At 40.8% G+C, this 17,833-nt stretch carries 17 protein-coding genes; 14 read left to right on the top strand and 3 right to left on the bottom strand.

Going from position 1 to position 17,833, the window contains the following annotated elements; all coding sequences use genetic code 11:
• Positions 1-79: 79 nt before the first annotated feature.
• Complete coding sequence (locus CTER_RS16405; RefSeq protein ID WP_004627339.1) at positions 80-295, bottom strand: FmdB family zinc ribbon protein; 216 nt, start codon at positions 293-295, stop codon at positions 80-82.
• A gap of 182 nt (positions 296-477) precedes the next feature.
• Between CTER_RS16405 and ku the strand changes: the two genes are divergently transcribed.
• Genes ku through ligD form a run of 3 tightly spaced genes read left to right on the top strand, consistent with a single transcriptional unit; the run spans position 478 to position 3,310 of the window.
• Positions 478-1,437, top strand: a complete 960-nt coding sequence (gene ku / locus CTER_RS16400; RefSeq protein ID WP_004627226.1) for a non-homologous end joining protein Ku — start codon at positions 478-480, stop codon at positions 1,435-1,437.
• Positions 1,434-2,408 (top strand): ATP-dependent DNA ligase, encoded by a 975-nt coding sequence (locus tag CTER_RS16395; protein ID WP_004627234.1) that lies wholly within the window; start codon positions 1,434-1,436, stop codon positions 2,406-2,408. The genes ku and CTER_RS16395 overlap by 4 nt, the downstream gene beginning before the upstream one ends.
• The gene (ligD, locus tag CTER_RS16390; protein ID WP_004627240.1) at positions 2,408-3,310 is read left to right on the top strand and encodes a non-homologous end-joining DNA ligase; all 903 of its coding nucleotides are present in this window, start codon (positions 2,408-2,410) and stop codon (positions 3,308-3,310) included. The genes CTER_RS16395 and ligD overlap by 1 nt, the downstream gene beginning before the upstream one ends.
• Here ligD and CTER_RS16385 read toward each other — a convergent pair whose 3' ends face one another.
• A complete protein-coding gene (locus CTER_RS16385; protein WP_004627229.1) occupies positions 3,311-4,504 on the bottom strand; it encodes a helix-turn-helix domain-containing protein in 1,194 nt (397 codons plus the stop codon).
• 376 nt (positions 4,505-4,880) lie between these two features.
• On the opposite strand from CTER_RS16385, the gene galE reads away from it, so the two are divergent.
• From galE to CTER_RS16365, 4 genes are all read left to right on the top strand, one after another.
• On the top strand, positions 4,881-5,894 hold the full coding sequence (gene galE, locus CTER_RS16380) for a UDP-glucose 4-epimerase GalE (RefSeq protein ID WP_004627250.1): 1,014 nt from the start codon (positions 4,881-4,883) through the stop codon (positions 5,892-5,894).
• A gap of 75 nt (positions 5,895-5,969) precedes the next feature.
• Positions 5,970-6,905 (top strand): nucleotidyltransferase family protein, encoded by a 936-nt coding sequence (locus CTER_RS16375; RefSeq protein WP_004627222.1) that lies wholly within the window; start codon positions 5,970-5,972, stop codon positions 6,903-6,905.
• Complete coding sequence (locus CTER_RS16370; RefSeq protein WP_004627220.1) at positions 6,898-8,010, top strand: phosphotransferase enzyme family protein; 1,113 nt, start codon at positions 6,898-6,900, stop codon at positions 8,008-8,010. Before CTER_RS16375 ends, CTER_RS16370 begins: the two co-directional genes overlap by 8 nt.
• A gap of 159 nt (positions 8,011-8,169) precedes the next feature.
• Positions 8,170-8,433, top strand: coding sequence for a zinc-ribbon domain containing protein (locus CTER_RS16365; RefSeq protein ID WP_004627242.1), 264 nt, complete (start codon positions 8,170-8,172; stop codon positions 8,431-8,433).
• A gap of 175 nt (positions 8,434-8,608) precedes the next feature.
• Here CTER_RS16365 and CTER_RS16360 read toward each other — a convergent pair whose 3' ends face one another.
• Positions 8,609-9,634 carry a LacI family DNA-binding transcriptional regulator gene (locus CTER_RS16360; protein ID WP_004627336.1) on the bottom strand — a complete coding sequence of 342 codons (1,026 nt, stop codon included), beginning with the start codon at positions 9,632-9,634 and terminating at the stop codon, positions 8,609-8,611.
• Between the two features lie 686 nt (positions 9,635-10,320).
• On the opposite strand from CTER_RS16360, the gene CTER_RS16355 reads away from it, so the two are divergent.
• The 7 genes from CTER_RS16355 to CTER_RS16325 all read left to right on the top strand — a co-directional run bounded on the left by CTER_RS16355 (position 10,321) and on the right by CTER_RS16325 (position 17,758).
• Positions 10,321-11,421 carry a Gfo/Idh/MocA family protein gene (locus tag CTER_RS16355; RefSeq protein ID WP_004627205.1) on the top strand — a complete coding sequence of 367 codons (1,101 nt, stop codon included), beginning with the start codon at positions 10,321-10,323 and terminating at the stop codon, positions 11,419-11,421.
• A gap of 41 nt (positions 11,422-11,462) precedes the next feature.
• The gene (locus tag CTER_RS16350) at positions 11,463-12,341 is read left to right on the top strand and encodes a carbohydrate ABC transporter permease (protein WP_027629332.1); all 879 of its coding nucleotides are present in this window, start codon (positions 11,463-11,465) and stop codon (positions 12,339-12,341) included.
• Position 12,342: 1 nt separating this feature from the next.
• Positions 12,343-13,206 (top strand): carbohydrate ABC transporter permease, encoded by an 864-nt coding sequence (locus tag CTER_RS16345; RefSeq protein WP_004627235.1) that lies wholly within the window; start codon positions 12,343-12,345, stop codon positions 13,204-13,206.
• A 178-nt stretch (positions 13,207-13,384) separates the two neighbouring features.
• A complete protein-coding gene (locus CTER_RS16340; protein ID WP_004627272.1) occupies positions 13,385-14,788 on the top strand; it encodes an ABC transporter substrate-binding protein in 1,404 nt (467 codons plus the stop codon).
• A gap of 159 nt (positions 14,789-14,947) precedes the next feature.
• Positions 14,948-15,577, top strand: a complete 630-nt coding sequence (locus CTER_RS16335; RefSeq protein ID WP_004627244.1) for a carbohydrate-binding family 9-like protein — start codon at positions 14,948-14,950, stop codon at positions 15,575-15,577.
• Positions 15,578-16,004: 427 nt separating this feature from the next.
• On the top strand, positions 16,005-16,535 hold the full coding sequence (gene hpf, locus CTER_RS16330; RefSeq protein ID WP_004627212.1) for a ribosome hibernation-promoting factor, HPF/YfiA family: 531 nt from the start codon (positions 16,005-16,007) through the stop codon (positions 16,533-16,535).
• Positions 16,536-16,807: 272 nt separating this feature from the next.
• Positions 16,808-17,758 (top strand): ROK family protein, encoded by a 951-nt coding sequence (locus CTER_RS16325; RefSeq protein ID WP_004627201.1) that lies wholly within the window; start codon positions 16,808-16,810, stop codon positions 17,756-17,758.
• The last annotated feature ends 75 nt before the right edge of the window (positions 17,759-17,833 follow it).

The raw sequence follows: 17,833 nt of genomic DNA, 5'->3' as shown, positions 1-17,833 counted from the left end.
ATACCAGGGTATCTTATTAGGATTTAATTATCCGGCAGTTATCTGCTATAATAAGATACCTTGTTTTTTTGTGTATATATTAATGGCTGCAGCAGCCTCCGCACACATGTCTGTTGGGGCAGTCGGAACTGTCCGATTTTCTGGACTGTATTATATTTACACTCTTAAAAACAGTTTCCAATTGATTGTTACCGCAGTCGGGACAATTTATCTGATTATTCTCACGCTCACTCATTTTAGCCATAACATTGAATTCACTACCACATTTGGGACATTTCAGATCATAAAAAGGCATTTCATATAACTCCTCATGAATTTAATTTATATTTGACTAAATTATAACATATGCAGCGGCCGTCAGTAAAATATTAACGCGCATAATAAAATTTTTTATACGAAAAATACTGATAACAACAATGAAGTTCAGTTTGTGGCCGCTATGCGGCTCAAAGCCATAATATGGCTTGGGAGGTTAATATGCACACAGTTTGGAAGGGTTCGATAAGCTTCGGTCTGGTAAATATACCTGTTAAAATGTTTACGGCCACCGAGGACAAGGATATAAGGTTCAAATACATCCATAAGGAATGTCATACACCGGTGAAGTACAAAAAAACCTGCCCGGCATGCAACAAGGATGTCCAGCCCGAAGATATAGTCAGGGGCTACGAATACGAGCCGGGCAAATTTGTCATTCTGACCGAGGAGGATTTTGAATCCATAGAGGTAAAGAGTGAAAAAAGCGTAGAAATACTGGATTTCGTTAAACTTGAAGAGATCGATCCCATATATTTTGACAAGACTTACTTTTTAGGTCCCCAAGAAACCGGAGGAAAGGCCTATACTCTTTTAAGGGAGGCACTCAACGGTAAAAAGAGGATCGCGGTTGCAAAAATAACCATCAGAGACCGTGAATCCCTTGCGGTAATCAGGGTATACAACAATGTTCTGGTTCTGGAAACCATATTTTACCCCGATGAGGTAAGGGATTCAAAACAGGTGCCGGGAGTGCCTGAAAATCTCCAGACAACCGAGGCGGAACTGGATATGGCTGCCCAGCTGATTGACAATCTGACCACGGCATTTGACCCGGATAAGTACCATGACAATTACCGGGAAAGACTTCTGGAAAAAATCAATGCAAAGGTTGAAGGCAAGGACTTCGTTGTTAAGAAGGAAACGGATAAGGAAAACATTGTCAGCCTGATGGAGGCCTTGAAACAGAGCATACAGATGTCAAAGGACAATAAGGACAATACCGAAGCTGTTGACGGGACCGGTAAAAAAACTGCTGCCAGGGGCAGAAAAAAAGCAGAGGTTATGGATCAGGAAAAAGAAAATACAGATCTGCCCGGGGTACAAAAGGGATCAGGGGATACCGGAGAAGAGAAAACTAAGAAAAAGACAAGAAAAACAAAGGAAACTGTCAAGTCGTGAATTGGATACCCCCCATGGAACCTGTCAGCATTCCCGGAGTCAAACAGGGACCTGGATATATTCACGAAATCAAATGGGATGGCATACGTGGAATGATCTACCTTCAATCAGGAAGTATGAAGGTTTATACAAAGAAAGGAAATGAAAGAACCGATTTCTATCCTGAACTCAATATACTTGAAACCTCTCTTGGAGAAAAAGACATGGTGCTGGACGGAGAAATTGTTGTTCAGGATAACCGGGGGTACCCCAGCTTTCATAACATTCTTGTCAGAGAAACTGTAAAAAATAAACGCAATCTTGAGTATTACTTAAGGAATTATCCTGTAAAATATATGCTTTTCGATATATTGATGTACAATGGCCGGCAGCTTACCAGGACAGCCTTGCAGGAAAGAAAGGATATCCTGGAAGAGGCGGCGGCTCCTGTCATACAGAACAGCAATACCGTGTTTTTATCCCGGGTCTTTGAAAATGGAAATGAACTCTATGGAAATATGAAACTTGAAAACATGGAGGGTATAGTTTCAAAAAAACTAAACAGTTATTATCTGCCGGGAAAAAAGCATGAAGAATGGTTTAAGACAAAGTTCACAAAGAAAATGCTGTGTGTCATAGGGGGGATTCAGTGGAAGGATAAGCTTCCCAATTCGCTCCTGATGGGCATAAGGGCCGGGGCAGGCACAAAACTTTTCTACATGGGAAAGGCTTCACTGGGCTTGAAAGGTCAGGATTTGCAGCTGCTCAGGCAGTATAGGGATGAACTGGTACAGAGGGAGTGTCCTTTTGAACCAGATGGAATTACAGATATTGATATGACCGGAACCGAACTGACCTGGACTGTACCGGCAATAACCTGCTGGGTAGGTTTTCTGGAACTGTCAAATGACGGGCATTTCAGGCATCCCAAGATACTGGGATTCACTAATTTGCCTCTGGACGAGGCTGATGGAAAGGTGTTGACTGACTGATGGAGACAATTACAGATATTAAGGTGGAAATTGAAGGCAAAATAATAAATGTTAAAAGTCCGGACAAGCTGTATTGGCCCGAGGCCAATGTTACAAAGCTGGAATTTATTGAGACTATGACAAAGCTGGCGCCATACGTAGTAAGGCATGCCAAAAACCGGATGCTGACCTCCATACGGTATCCCCACGGGATTGGTGACAAAAGCTTTTTTCAGAAGGAGAAGCCTGTAAATACGCCTGAGTGGGTTAAAACCGTCAAATTCAACGATAAGAACTATATCGCATTGAATTCTGCCGCAACCCTGGTATGGCTATGCACTCAGGCTGCATTGGAGCTGCATACCAGCTTTAATGTACATGAAAAGCCGGACCACCCGTCAAGCCTGGTTTTTGACCTGGACCCGGATGAGGGCAACACCTTTAACGACGTAACCGAGATAGCGGGAAGTATACATGAAACCCTGCTGGCCCTTGGTATAAAAGCCTTTATAAAAACTTCCGGCGCAACCGGCCTTCAGATATTCATCCCTACAGGGGCAAGGTATGATTATGATACTGCCAGAATGCTCAATGAGTTCTTTGCTGAGTATTTTACCCACAAACTCAGCAGCAAGGTCACAATTGAGAGAATGAAGAAAAACAGGGAAGGAAAGTTATACTTTGACTGGCAACAGATGTGGCATGGGAAGAGTATGATCACGGCATATTCGGCCAGAGCGGTGAAAAGCGCTGCGGTGTCGACACCGATTGAATGGAGTGAACTGGGAAGAATACGGCCTGAAATGTTTACGCTGAAGAATATTGCGGCGCGGGTGGAACAGAAAGGAGACCTGTTCGAACCCATGCTGCGGTGTGACAATAAAAACCAGCTTGACGAAATACTCAAGCAGCTGAAAAAATAGTTATCTCTTGATGGACCTGGCATATTCCGACGGACTTATGCCGTACTTCAGCTTGAATTGCCTGGAAAAGTAGTGAATTGACGAGTAGCCCAGTTTTTCGGATATCTGCGAGAAATTGAGGCTGCTTGTATTTATTAGGTCCTTGCTCTTTTCCAGCCGGAGGTTATTTATATAGTCAATAACCGTAATGCCCATTTTTTTCTTAAAGATCAGTGAAAGATAGGACGGGCTTATAGGAATACTTCTAGCTATATCGGGAACAGAAACCCTTGTTTCAATATGTTTATCTATATAATCCAGACATTTGTCAATGATGGTATTATCAATCCTGCTCCGTATATCACTGTCCTGCTGTGTAATTACTTTTTCCAAAAGGAGATTTCTTACCAGCTTGATGATAAATTCCTTAAGGTAGCACAATATCAAGTCTTCGGAATATAAAGAGTTATTCTCCCTTTCAAATATGATTTTCTGGAGCAGGGCCTTCATATCATTGTCGACAGCATGGCTTTTATTGAATAGGACCGGAGCCGACAGGTCCATATCAAATGTGAGAGTGATAAAGGATACGGTCTGATCATTATCGGACCATTGGGAATGAAACTGATCCCGGCCGTAGAACACCACTTCACCCTGCCCCACCTGTATGGTGCTGCCGTCGATGGAAGTATACATCCTACCCTTGTCTATATATGTGAGTTCCAGAAAATCATGGGCTTCACCCTTGAAATTAAAGCCTTTCTCCTTCTCCTGATAAAAGAGGGTATGTATTTTGGATATATTTATTTTGGAGGACATTCCCAGGGGACCTTCTATGGGAGCTGGCACCTGGACTTTTTCTCCCTGGCCGGAGCAGGCCAGTATACAGCAGCAGCTTCCGTAGAGTGAAATTATATTGTAATAAACTCCCGGATTCAATACAATGGGTTTATCCAGCAAATAGAAGCAGCCTTTTTCTTCAGGTGAAACTGTCAGGTACAGGAGAGCCAGTCCGCTTACAATATCCATTGCGACTTTGCCTTCATGCCGGCAAAGGCTGTATATGTCCTTGATATTAACGGTAACCTGGTGAACGGAGCAGCCAGGCCGGCAGCCGCAATTGTCAATATCATTTATTGCGCTGTCAAAACCGTCATAAACGATGGTCCCATATTTTAATATGCTGGTGTAATTTATATTTTCTATTTGATTCATAATAGGCCCCTGTCTGATTTATTACCGTGAGGTTGTTTTATTCAACCATATTGTATAAAATATTTACTGTGCAATTTAGCAGTCTGTAACATCTAAATTCATATATTGCCGACGGTTGTCGTCAGTTGGAATAAAGCGGTTATTCCGCCATCCGCCGCCTTGTTCCGAAAAAATTTTCCTCGCCGGACAATATAGGTTTTAGATGTTACAGACTACTAGTTGGTATTTATATGATTTATTATAAGAAAATGATTAAAAATTATAAATACATTTTGCTCAATTAATTATACACTATAAATACAGTAAACAATTTCATTATTATTTTTGTGGCCGCTATGGCGGCTCAAAGCCATAGAATGGCTCATGGAGGTTAAATATGGGAGTATTAGTTACCGGCGGAGCCGGGTATATAGGCACTCATACATGTGTCGAACTGCTTATGGCCGGTTACGAGGTCATTATCGCAGACAATTTATGCAACAGCAAGGAAACAGCAGTTGAAAGGGTAAAAAAAATAACCGGTAAGAACGTTAAGTTTTATAAACTGGATTTGCTGGACAGGGAATCCCTTGAAAAAGTATTTATTGATGAAAACATTGATTGCGTTATCCATTTTGCCGGCCTAAAGGCGGTTGGGGAATCGGTTTCGATACCTTTGAAATATTATCACAACAATTTGACCGGAACCTTTGTTTTATGTGAGTTGATGCAGAAATACGGAGTGAAAAATCTGGTGTTCAGTTCGTCGGCTACCGTTTACGGTGATCCGGTCAGTGTGCCCATATCCGAGGAGTTCTCACTGTCGGCAACCAATCCCTATGGTAAAACTAAACTTATGATCGAAGACATATTGAAAGATCTCCATTTTGCCGATAATACCTGGAATATTGCCCTTTTGAGATATTTTAATCCGATAGGTGCCCATATAAGCGGTACAATCGGTGAGGATCCCAACGGAATACCGAACAATCTGATTCCGTATATAACACAGGTTGCAGTTGGAAAGCACAAGGAAGTGCAGGTGTTCGGGAATGACTATGATACTGCGGACGGTACCGGAGTCAGGGACTATATACATGTAGTGGATCTTGCAAAAGGTCATGTAAAGGCAATTGAAAAGCTTGCGAAGGATCATATAGGGATCAGGCCATACAACCTGGGCACCGGAACCGGGTATAGTGTACTTCAGATGATCCGGGCGTTTTCGAAAGCCTGCGGAAAGGATATCCCCTATAAAATAGTTGAAAGAAGGCCCGGTGATATAGCAGCCTGTTATGCTTGCACCGACAGGGCAAGAATTGAATTGAACTGGGTTGCTGAAAAGGGGATTGATGAGATGTGTGCAGATTCCTGGAGATGGCAGTCGCAAAATCCGGAAGGATACAAATAAACAGTTATACCGAATTTCTGCAGGAACATATTTATTTACCCAAAGCAACCGCACAGGTCAAAGGAGGAATAGCAGATGAACAATAAAACAACTTTAGTAATAATGGCTGCCGGTATGGGGAGCAGGTATGGCGGATTGAAGCAGATCGATCCGGTGGGGCCCAACGGTGAAATCATAATGGAATATTCAATATATGACGCAATAAAGGCCGGTTTCAGCAAAGTAGTATTCATAATAAAAGAGGAAATCGAAGAAACCTTCCGTGAAGTTATCGGTAAAAAAATTGAAGGACTCATTGACGTTGAATATGTCTATCAGAATATTGACAATGTTCCCTCGGGATTTGCAGTACCGGAAGGCAGAGTAAAACCATGGGGGACGGGACATGCGGTCCTGAGTGCAAAATCGGCGGTTAAAACACCGTTTGCCGTAATAAATGCAGATGATTTTTACGGAGCCGACACTTACAGGCTTCTAAACGATTTTCTGTCAAATAATGATGACCGGGAAGACAAATATAAATACTGCATGGTAGGTTTCATACTTGAGAACACATTGACCGAGCACGGACATGTGGCAAGAGGGGTTTGCAATGCGGATGCCTCCGGAAATCTTGTAGATATCCATGAAAGAACCAAAATCATGAAATTCGGAAGTGAGACCAAATATACCGAGGATGACCGGAATTGGATATTGATACCTGAGGGAAGTGTTGTTTCAATGAATACCTGGGGATTCAATCCCAGCTTTTTCAATGAGCTTGAAGAACAGTTCCCCATATTCCTGAAAAACAGCAGGGAGAATATTTTAAAAGCGGAGTTTTTCCTCCCGACTGTTGTAGACAGTCTCATTAAATCGGGAAAAGCTGATGTCAAAGTACTTTCTACCCCTGACAAGTGGTACGGGGTGACCTATCAGGAAGATAAGCCTGTTGTTAAGAAATCCATAGGAGATATGGTTTTCTCCCACAAATATCCGAAAAATCTCTGGGAGGATTTAAAAAATGCCTGATAAAGCAGAAATTGATTTCAAAGGAATAGTTGCCGGTTTCCGGTTTGACGGTGAATTCATAGATGCCATTCCCTATGGCTTCGGCCACATCAATGATACCTATGCGGCAAGCTTCAGGAAAAATGACGGTACGCAGCACAGGTATATACTGCAGAGAATCAACACTAATATATTTAAAAATCCTGAACAGCTCATGAGCAATATTGAGAAGGTTACCAACCATCTCAAACAGAAGCTCATATCAAGGGGGAGCGATTACCGGAGACAAACGCTCAATCTGGTATATACAGTCACCGGGAAAAGCTTTTTAAGGACAGGAGATAACAAGTACTGGCGGGCATATGAATTTATCGAAGGTGCGAGAACTTATCAGATAGTTGAAAATGAGGAGCACCTGTACAATGCAGGCAATGCTTTCGGCAGGTTTCAGAATCTGCTGGAGGACTTTAAAGCCGATTCCCTGTATGAAGTAATACCGGATTTCCATAATACAAGGAAAAGGTTCCAGGCTTTTTCAGAGGCTGTAAAGGCAGATGCCTTCGGCAGAGCAGTAAAAGTAAAGACCGAAATCGAGTTTGCGAACAAAAGGGCAGAAGAAACCGGTAAAATAGTTGAATTGCTTCAAAACGGCAAGCTTCCGGTAAGAGTTACCCACAATGACACAAAATTCAATAACGTAATGATTGATGATGAGACGGGAGAGGGTATCTGCGTGGTGGATCTGGATACCGTAATGCCCGGTTCTGCCCTCTACGATTTTGGGGATGCCATACGCTCGGGAACAAATCCGGCCGACGAGGATGAACGGGATCTGTCAAAAGTATGTATGGACCTGAGACTTTTTGAGAAATACACCAACGGTTATCTGGATGCAACCCGGGAAGTGCTGACAGATACCGAGGTTGAGCTTTTGCCCTTGAGTGCTAAACTGATGACCCTTGAGTGCGGGATACGGTTCTTGACCGACTACCTCAGCGGGGATGTTTATTTTAAGATACACAGGGAAGAGCACAATCTGGACAGATGCAGGACACAGTTCAAGATGGTTGAGGATATGGAAAATAAATGGGATAAAATGCATAGCATTGTAAATTTATACAGGTGATCCGACTGTAACAGTCTTTTTTGTCAGACGTACTTTTTTAGCTTAAATGCCCATAAAATCACCGTTTTACGCCCCTCATAAAAAATTGTTATTGAATAATGGTAAAGTATGTAATATAATGTAAAATATTAAAATACCTGTTAAGTGAGGGGCGATACAATGTATAATGACAAAACCTTGGTTTGCAAGGAATGTGGTGAGGAGTTCATTTTTTCTGCAGGGGAACAGGAATTCTATGCTGAAAAAGGCTTCCAAAACGAACCTACAAGATGCAAAGCATGTAGAAGTAAAAGAGACCATTCAACAAAAAAAGAGTTATATGACGCAGTATGTGCTGAGTGCGGGCAAACTACAAGGGTGCCTTTTAAGCCACATCTGGACAAACCTGTATATTGCAGCAAATGCTATTCCAATAAAAAATAATAGTTGAAATTTATGATATATTATTAAAAAAACTGGTAGGCTGACTTAGTATATAAATTACTGAGACAACCTACTTTTTTTACGCATTTACAGAAATTTACCCTCTATTGACAATTGAAGCAGAACAGTAACCGGGTAAATCCAATTTGCAAACCATCCTCAAACCATTCTCAAATCATGTTGAGTTTCTGGCTATCAGACTGGTTGGCAAAATGATCTTTTTGGGCAGGGACTGTTCTCCCTTGATGCGTGATATTAAAATCTCGGCCGCAATTTCCCCGATTTCGGTGGTGGGGACATCAATTGTGCTCAGTGGAGGATTTGAATATTTTGACATATCAATATTGCTTAATCCTATAACTGCAATATCATCAGGGACTTTTAAGCCGTGCTCGTATATTGCGTTGACCGATATCATAGCCATAAGGTCACTGGCCGCAAAAATTGCAGTGGGCCTTTCAGGAAGGTTCAGCAGCTCCATTGTCTTTGAATAGCAAAGCTTTGAGTCCCATTCACAGTTCTTTACAATGGTTAAATCCTCGGGAATATTATTATCCTCCAGTACGCTGAGGTATCCCCTGTATCGCTGTTCCTTCCTTATGGAATCAATGGCGTCGGTTCCGCCTATGAATGCTATTCTTCTATGTCCCTTTTCGATAAGGTGCTGAACTGCCTTTTCGGCGGCAGCAAACCTGTCATAGCATACATTGTCAATATCCTGGTGTTTTGTATCTATACCGACTATAAATTCCACCTTGTCCTTTAACTGTGAGTATATTTCATCACTCAGGGTTTCCATTATAATGAGACCGGTAAGTGATTCACTTACGGTATTAAAAAGGACGGTAGGATCCTGAAGTTCATTTTTTGTTCTGATAACCGATAAGCTGTATCCGTTCTCTATAAGTTTTGATTCCACACCCGACAGAATGGACATAAAATAGGGATCGGTGTATTTTTCACGTGTTACGCACAGGATGCAACCGATTTTCACCTTATTAACCGTTGGATTTTTTATATCAACCTTATTTATGGATTCTTTTCCGCCCTGGTTTCTTACATAGTTCAGTGCCTTAACTGCCTGCCAGACACGTTCCCTGGTTTCGTTGGTCACCTTGTAGGTCTTGTCGGCATTTAAAATTCTTGATACGGTAGCTGCCGAAACATTGGCCATTTTTGCCACATCCCTGATTGTAGCCATATTAACCTCCATTAGCCGCATAGCGGCTGCAAAATAATAATGAGCTTACTCCTCTATCGCTATAAGGCGAATAAAGGAGGTTAATTGGCCATGTGCGCTTTCAAAGTATTGGCTAATACTTTGAATATTTCGCACGGCCATAGATTCACAGGTTAGCTTGAAAGACGAATATTAGCAAAGTCTTTCAAGTTAACCTCCTAAGCCATGTGATGGCTTTGAGCCGCCATAGCGGCTGCAAATTGTAATGAAATATATTCAATAAAATTCAGTAAAACTTGTTTGAATATAGTATAACATGGCAGTAAACGTTAGTAAACAAATTCCCTAAACAAGTCAATAAACATTGTTTTTGTTACGTAAAACCAAACCTATTATTAAAAAGTATTTAAGTATTTACAAAATAGATTTCCGGTGGTAAAATTAGTTCATAACATGTTTGGTAAACAAAATAAATAGTTTACGTGTTCGTAGTACAGGCGAAATAATTTGTATTTTGGATATTTTAACGTAAATTATATTAATAACTTCATATGATTTTGTGATAGTTGTACAATTATTGCTTTTTATACCTATTCTGATCAGATAAATATAGATAGAAATTTACTAAAACGTTGCAGCTGTTTACGTTATATAAACATTTTAGTAAACAAAAAAGTAAACTTTAGATTACAGGCGGGGGATAATTAATGGAAAAGGCAAAAATTGCAATCATCGGTTTAGGTGATATGGGAATGGGTCACTTTAACGGTTTCAGTGCATTAAAAGAGGCTCAGGTAACGGCTGTCTGTGACAGGGAGCAGGCTGCTGTCAACAGGGCGCTGGATGCTGTCAAGGGCAGTAACGCAAGGCAATATACCGATTATATTGAAATGCTGGACAAGGAAGAACTGGATGCAGTGGTTATTGCAGTACCCGGATATCTTCATGAAGAACTGGCTATTGAATGTATCAAACGTCAAAAAAATATATTCCTTGAGAAGCCTGTTGCAATAAACTATGAGGGCTATAAGAGGATAGTCGAGGCAAAGAAAAGCAGTAAGTCAATCATTCAGGTGGGACTTGTCTACAGATACTCAAATCTCTACAGAACAATCGGAAAAAAACTCAATGAACAAAAAGAGCTTGGAAATGTAATGATGGCGTGGTGCAAGGAGTATCGCCAATGCTTTCCCCAGGAGGAGTGGTTTTATGATGAAACCAAGTCCGGAGGAACAATAGTTGAGAAGGATTGCCACCATTTTGACATATTTAACTGGATGATAGGCTCAAAGCCGAAAAAAGTTTTTGCCATGGGCGGACAGCATGTATATAAGAACGGGCAGGACAATCTCATAGATTGCAGCTATTCGATAAAAGAGCCCAAAATAATCAGCAATGTAAGTATTGTTGATCATGCTCTGGTGTCCATTGAATATGAAAATGGAGCAAAAGCCCAGCTGGGACTCTGTATGTATCTGAAACCGCAGAACAACTCGGGTGACGGACTGGAAATCGGCTTTATTGGAGATAATGGTAAACAATTGATAGCAAGGCGTGATGAATGCTTTGGAATTTATGGCGGTGAATTTAACGACAGGGTTGAATATAATCCGGATATAATATCGGACAACAACGGTTTTGGTCATATCGGCTGCCAGACTCAAAGACTTGAATTTATTGATTGCATCACTCATGGGAAACAACCTATTGCAAGCATAGAGCAGACTGAGGACGCACTGCTTATTGCCCTGGCAGCAGAAAAATCCATAAAGGAAAACAGGCTTGTCTCCATATCAGAATACAAATAAAACCGCAGGTGTCAATAAGGGGGTGGAAGGCTTTGATAAAAATGAGGCAGGAAAAAAGAAATGAGATGTACATGTATTTGTTTATTCTTCCCGGTATTTTAGGATTTCTGTTCTTTTGGCTGATCCCAATCGTATATACCTTTGTACTGAGTACCTTTAAAACAAATGGAATGAACAATATTTTTGTTGGAATTGAGAACTATATCAAACTTTTCGGGGATAAGGAATACAGGAAAGCAATATTTAACACCGTATACATGGTGATACTGGGAGTGCCCATAAATATGCTGGCTGCGTTGATACTGGCCATGCTGCTGAATACAAAAATAAAAGCCCTGGGACTTTTCAGAACTATTTTTTATATTCCCACCATATTGCCGGGGGTGGCCACGGCAGTATCCATGTTTTTCATATTCAACACCAGGTATGGTCTGTTAAACAGAGTGCTGAGCCTGGTGGGAATTGAGGGCATAGACTGGCTGGGTGAACCTGGTATGGCCAAACTGACCTTTATAATCATAGGTGCCTGGGGTGTGGGCCAGACAATGATAATATTTCTTATGGGGCTTCAGGGTATCTCCGAGACTTATTTCGAGGCTGCATATGTTGATGGGGCCAATTCGTTTCAAAGGTTCTGGTCTGTTACACTGCCAATGCTGACTCCGACCATACTGTACAACTTTATTCTGCAGTGCATCGCCCAAATGCAGATATTTACACCGGCATACGTAATTACAAACGGGGGACCCGACCAGGCCACATATTTCTATGTTTACAAGCTCTACCGGGATGCCTTCCAGTTCGGAAAATTCGGTTATGCCTCGGCTCAATCGGTAGTCTTATTCATTGTTACATTGATACTGACCTTCCTTGTAATGAAATCATCCAATTCCTGGGTGCACTATGAAGGAGGAGAATAATTTGAATAATTATAACAAATACAAAAAAATAATAGGAAAAATATTAATTTATCTGGCGCTTTTACTAATTTCGTTTTTATTCATTTTACCCTTTTGGCAGATAGTATCAACATCTTTAAAAACTTTTTTAGAGACCACTGAGTACCCACAAAAGTTTTTCCCTAAAGTGCCACAATGGAAAAACTATTATTACGCATTTGTAAAAAATGCTGATATATGGCCGGTTTTTCTATGGCTTAAAAACACTGTATTTACCACATTGATGGTAGTTATAGGCAATGTTCTTTCGGGCCTGCTCATTGCATACGGTTTTGCCAGGTTTAACGGAAGAGGCAAAAACATCTGGTTCATGCTGATACTCTCAACCATGCTTATTCCGGTTCACAGTACGCTGGTCCCACTGTTTATGGTATATAAGGTTTTTAACTGGTATAACACTTTCCTGCCTATAATCGTACCGCCCTTCTTTGGATTTGCCGTATACATATTCCTGTTGAGGCAGTTTATCATGGGAATTCCAAAAGAGCTTGACGAAGCGGCAACCATTGACGGAGCTTCACCTGTAGGCATCCTTTTCAGGATCATTGTTCCTCTGGCCAAACCATCGGTTATTGCAGTGGGGGTTATGTGCTTTATTGCGGCATGGGGAGATTTTTTCACTCCTTTGATCTTCTTAAGCGATATAAAGAAGTATACAATTTCAGTCGGTGTAAGCATAATGCAGAGTCAAATGAGAATGAATCTGACGGATACACACCTGATTGCATGTGTAATCACGGTAGTAACATTGCCGAGTTTAATAATTTTCTTCGCTGCACAGAAGTATTTTGTAAGCGGATTAACATTAGGGGCTGTAAAAGGATAACAACTTTAAATCAAGAACGGAGGGAGGGCGGCAGTGCGATAGTTTACCTGGAAAAGGCGGTGGTGCTGGAACAATTGATATGGAAAATATAAAAAAGGATAACTTTCAACAATACATTTAAGCAGGGAAAGAAAGATTGTTAAATGTCGAAGAGTTTATAATTAAGGGGGATTTTTAAATGAAAAATCTTAAAAAATTTAAAATTATATCATTGGTACTTTGTTTGACAATATTAACCGTTCTGTTTGCAGCCTGCGGCAGCAGCCAGACTTCAGATTCAGGAACCTCCACTGCGGCCGGGACAAATGCAGCTTCAACAACTTCAGGTGGTGATTCTGCAAAAGCACCGGTTACAGGTGAAATCAAGTATAATTTCTGGGGAAATGCCGATCAGGCAAAGGCTATTCAAGCTCAAATAGACAGCTTTACCGCAAAGAACCCTGGTATAAAGGTTAACCTGGATTTTGCAGATTGGGGAAACTATTGGACAAAGCTTGCCACCCAGAGTGCGGCAGGAAGTGCACCTGATGTGTTTGCAATGTCAACAACCCTGTATCTTGCCGACTATGCAAATAAAGGATATCTGGTGGATGTGGGTGAATTGGCGGGTAAAGATAATTTTGACCTGAACAAATACTATAAGTCGGCTCTTGACCTTTCATCCTATAACGGCAAGGTTTACGGACTTCCACAGGATATTAACACAATAATACTGGCCTACAACACCGATATGTTTGAAAAAGCAGGTTTGTCGGCACCGGCGGCAGATGCTACCTGGGATGATATAATGGCAATGGCAAAGAAACTGACATTGGACAAAAACGGAAAGAATGCCGAAGATCCGGCTTTTGATTCAAAAAATATCGTGCAGTGGGGATTGGCTAACTATTCCACCTGGATAGACGGCTTTGTAGATCCCATTGCCAATTCATACGGTGAAGGACTTGTATCCCTTGACGGATCAAAATCCAATTTATTGGGTGATTCCTCCAAAAGGACATTCCAGTATTTGTATGATGCAATATGGAAATATCACGTAGCTCCGGATTTCGACACCGTTCCTGCATGGACTGATATATTTGCCCAGGGCAAATGTGCCATATATCCTCTGGCATCCTACCTGCTCTATGGATATGCCGACGAATCAAAGGGAATCAACATAAACTATGACGTAATGCAGATGCCGAAGGGTACTACAGGCAAAAACTTCAACCCTGTTCAATCCAAGGGCATATGTATATCACCTTCCTCAAAGAATATTCCTGCAGCCTGGGAATTTACAAAGTTCATAGCCAGTGAAGAGAATTACAAGTCGGTAGTTTCAAGTGGTGCGGGCCTATCTCCTATAGATTCCATTAATAAGGAATTGTTCCTGACTGCAAAATTCGGACCAAAGAATACAAAGCAGGTTTATCTGGATGCGCTTCAAAATCCTTGTCCTCTGTGGCAGACAGTAAGAGCGGGAGACGCCAATACCAAAATCGGTGAAATTTCCGAATATATTATGAAAAACAAGGTTTCAGTCGATGAAGGTTTGAAGAAGATGGATGAAGCAGTTCAGCAAATTCTCGATGATAAATAAAAGCGGCAAAATAGCCGGTGTGAGGCGTGTTATACATTGTCAATAGAGGGTATTAATATTTAATTTAAAATAAGAGTTATAAATATTAATTACTGAAAAGGGCTGGTCCGGACATGAGGTTTATCCGGGCCGGCTTCTGCTCGGTTAAAGGAGAAAAAATTGAAATATATATGCAAAAGGACCAATGAATATTTAGAGATTGACGGAAGGCTTCACAAGCCGGTATGGGGCAATGCCGTTGAGGTAAGCCTCAGAGATAATTCCACCGGCAAAGCTCCGCCGAGAGATACCTTTGTCAGGCTTATGTGGAATGACAGATTTCTTTATGCAGGCTTCCGGTGCCAATATGAAACCATAAATGCCACTTTAACGGAATTCAATGACAAGCTTTATAATGAAGACGTAGTAGAAATATTTATAGACGATGACAGGGACAAAAAAACTTACATTGAAATTGAGGTCAATCCGCTCAATGCAGTTTTACATTACAGCATACACAACATTACCGGCCGAAAAATTGTGGCATTCGCAAGAACAGAACAGGTAATACAATCGGCTGTGATAATTGATGAGGTAAACAAGACTTTTTTTGTAGAAATGGCAATTCCATTTACTGAATTTGCAACAGCCGGGAGTATCCCGCCAAATCCGTATGATACATGGCTTTTCAACCTGTACAGGATAGACAGGGAAGTCAACGGCCCAATACGGTATTCCGCTCTTTCTCCAACAGGGCAGGATAATTTTCATATGCCTTCTGCGTTTATAGAAATTGAATTTGGGATTTAACATATTACTCTGAGTTCTGTAGAAATTTGAAAACACATATAATTCATTATGAACAATAATAAGTAACTGAAATAAACAGGCAAAATTTTGGTAACAATATCAAAAATGGGGTATTAATTATCAATATAGTATATCCACAGGCCAAATTCCTTAAAGGAGCAGTTATAAACAGAGTTATTCACATTATCCACAGAAAACTATACACAAAACAGGTGTTTTGTTGAAGATATGTGCATAACTCATGCAATTATTGTGAATTCAATATTTAGAGTTATTGAAAATTTAACATTAAAATAACACTAAAATGATTGCAATATTTTGAAGGATTTTGTCCGGGTGGTGTAGAAGTACTATTTCATAACAAGTACCACTGTAAAAAAACTCAAAGATTTAATTGCACAAAAAACTCAGAGAGGGGCTGTTATTTATGAAAATAATTATTACAGGAAAAAATATCGAGGTTACCGAAGGTCTAAGGGAGAGAGTAACCAAGAAAATTAACAAGCTTGATAAATTTTTTACCAAGGAAACAGAAGCACATGTTACTTTGAGTGTTCAAAAGGCAAGGCAGATAGTGGAGGTCACAATACCGTTCAACGGGATTGTATTGAGAGCCGAAGAGTCAAACGAAGATATGTATAATTCAATAGATAAAACAGTGGATCTTCTTGAAAGACAAATCAGAAAAAATAGAACCAGACTTGAAAGAAGACTTCATGAACAGTATTTTTCATTTGAAAATGCAAAATTTGCAGAAGATGTTCCTGAAGAAAAGGAATTTAAAATTGTGAGATCAAAGAGATTTGCCGTCAAACCCATGGATGTTGAAGAGGCGGTACTCCAGATGAACCTGCTGGGCCATGAGTTCTTTATGTTCTTCAATGCCGACACAAAACAGGTAAATGTTGTGTATAAGCGTAAAGACGGCAATTATGGGTTGATTGAACCTGAATTTTAAGAATTGTCCGGATTATTACTTAAATAAAAAAGCTCCTTTTTTCTGTAGATAGTTACGGGAAAAAGGGGCTTTTAATAAATAATATAAAGCCGGGCCGATGAGTCGGAAGTCTTTGAGGCATTACATTATTACATTAATAACCATTGAATATGCCCGAAAAATATAAATTTATAATAGAATAGTACAAATACAGCGGAGCTTTTAAAAATGTATAATAGTAATATTTAATGAATTTACAGGTCAATACAATTGACCTTTCCAGGAGGTTTAAAATGTACTATATTGGAGTTGATTTGGGCGGTACAAATATTGCGGCAGGCCTGGTAGACGAGAATGGAAAGATATTTTCCAAAGGCTCGGTCCCGACCGGAAGAGGCAGGGAATATCAGGAGATAATCAGGGATATGGCTGCCCTGATACTGGAGCTGATAAAGGGACAGGGACTTGAAGTCACCGATTTTAAAAGTATCGGTGTGGGCAGCCCCGGAGTTCCCGACTGCAAAGAGGGAAAAATAGTATATGCCAGTAATATAAAGCTCAGGGACGTATCTTTGAGAGAGGAACTTGGAAAATATATAGCCCTGCCTGTATACGTCAACAATGACGCCAATATTGCCGCGTACGCAGAGAGCGTGGCCGGGGCGGCAAAGGGATATAAGACTTCTGTAACAGTAACCATCGGTACAGGCATCGGAAGCGGAATAATCATAGACGGAAAGATCTTCAGCGGCTTCAACAACGCTGCAGCCGAACTGGGGCACATGGTGCTTAAAATGGATGGGGAACCGTGCAACTGCGGCAGAAAGGGCTGCTGGGAAAGCTATGCCTCAGCTACTGCATGTATACGCCAGACCAGAGAGGCGGCAGAAAAGAACCCTGATTCGCTTATAAACAGTCTTGTTGGCGGTGACCTTGATAAAATAGATGCCAAAACTGCTTTTGATGCCGCAAAACAGGGTGATAAAACGGCAATTGCGGTGGTTGACACCTATATCCGTTATATAGGAGAGGGTTTGGCCAATATAGTTAACAGTTTCCAGCCTGAGATCATTGTTATAGGAGGCGGAGTCTGCAAGGAAGGAGAATTTTTGCTGGAACCACTGAGAAAATATCTGAGGGAAAATACCTTTGCACCTGCTCATAATATTAAAATTGCCGGGCTGAAGGCGGCTGAAATGGGAAATGACGCAGGCATAGTGGGAGCTGCAATGCTGAGGGAATAGTGAGATAATTCATGAATTGACTTTTTGTCTCCTAAAGTAATATAATTACTACGAATTTGATTTTATTTTGTATTT

The organism is Ruminiclostridium cellobioparum subsp. termitidis CT1112, assembly GCF_000350485.1.
GTDB classification, from domain to species: domain Bacteria; phylum Bacillota; class Clostridia; order Acetivibrionales; family DSM-1351; genus Ruminiclostridium; species Ruminiclostridium termitidis.
Note: the sequence above shows the minus strand (reverse complement) of the source record. Positions and strands in the feature narration are given on the sequence as shown.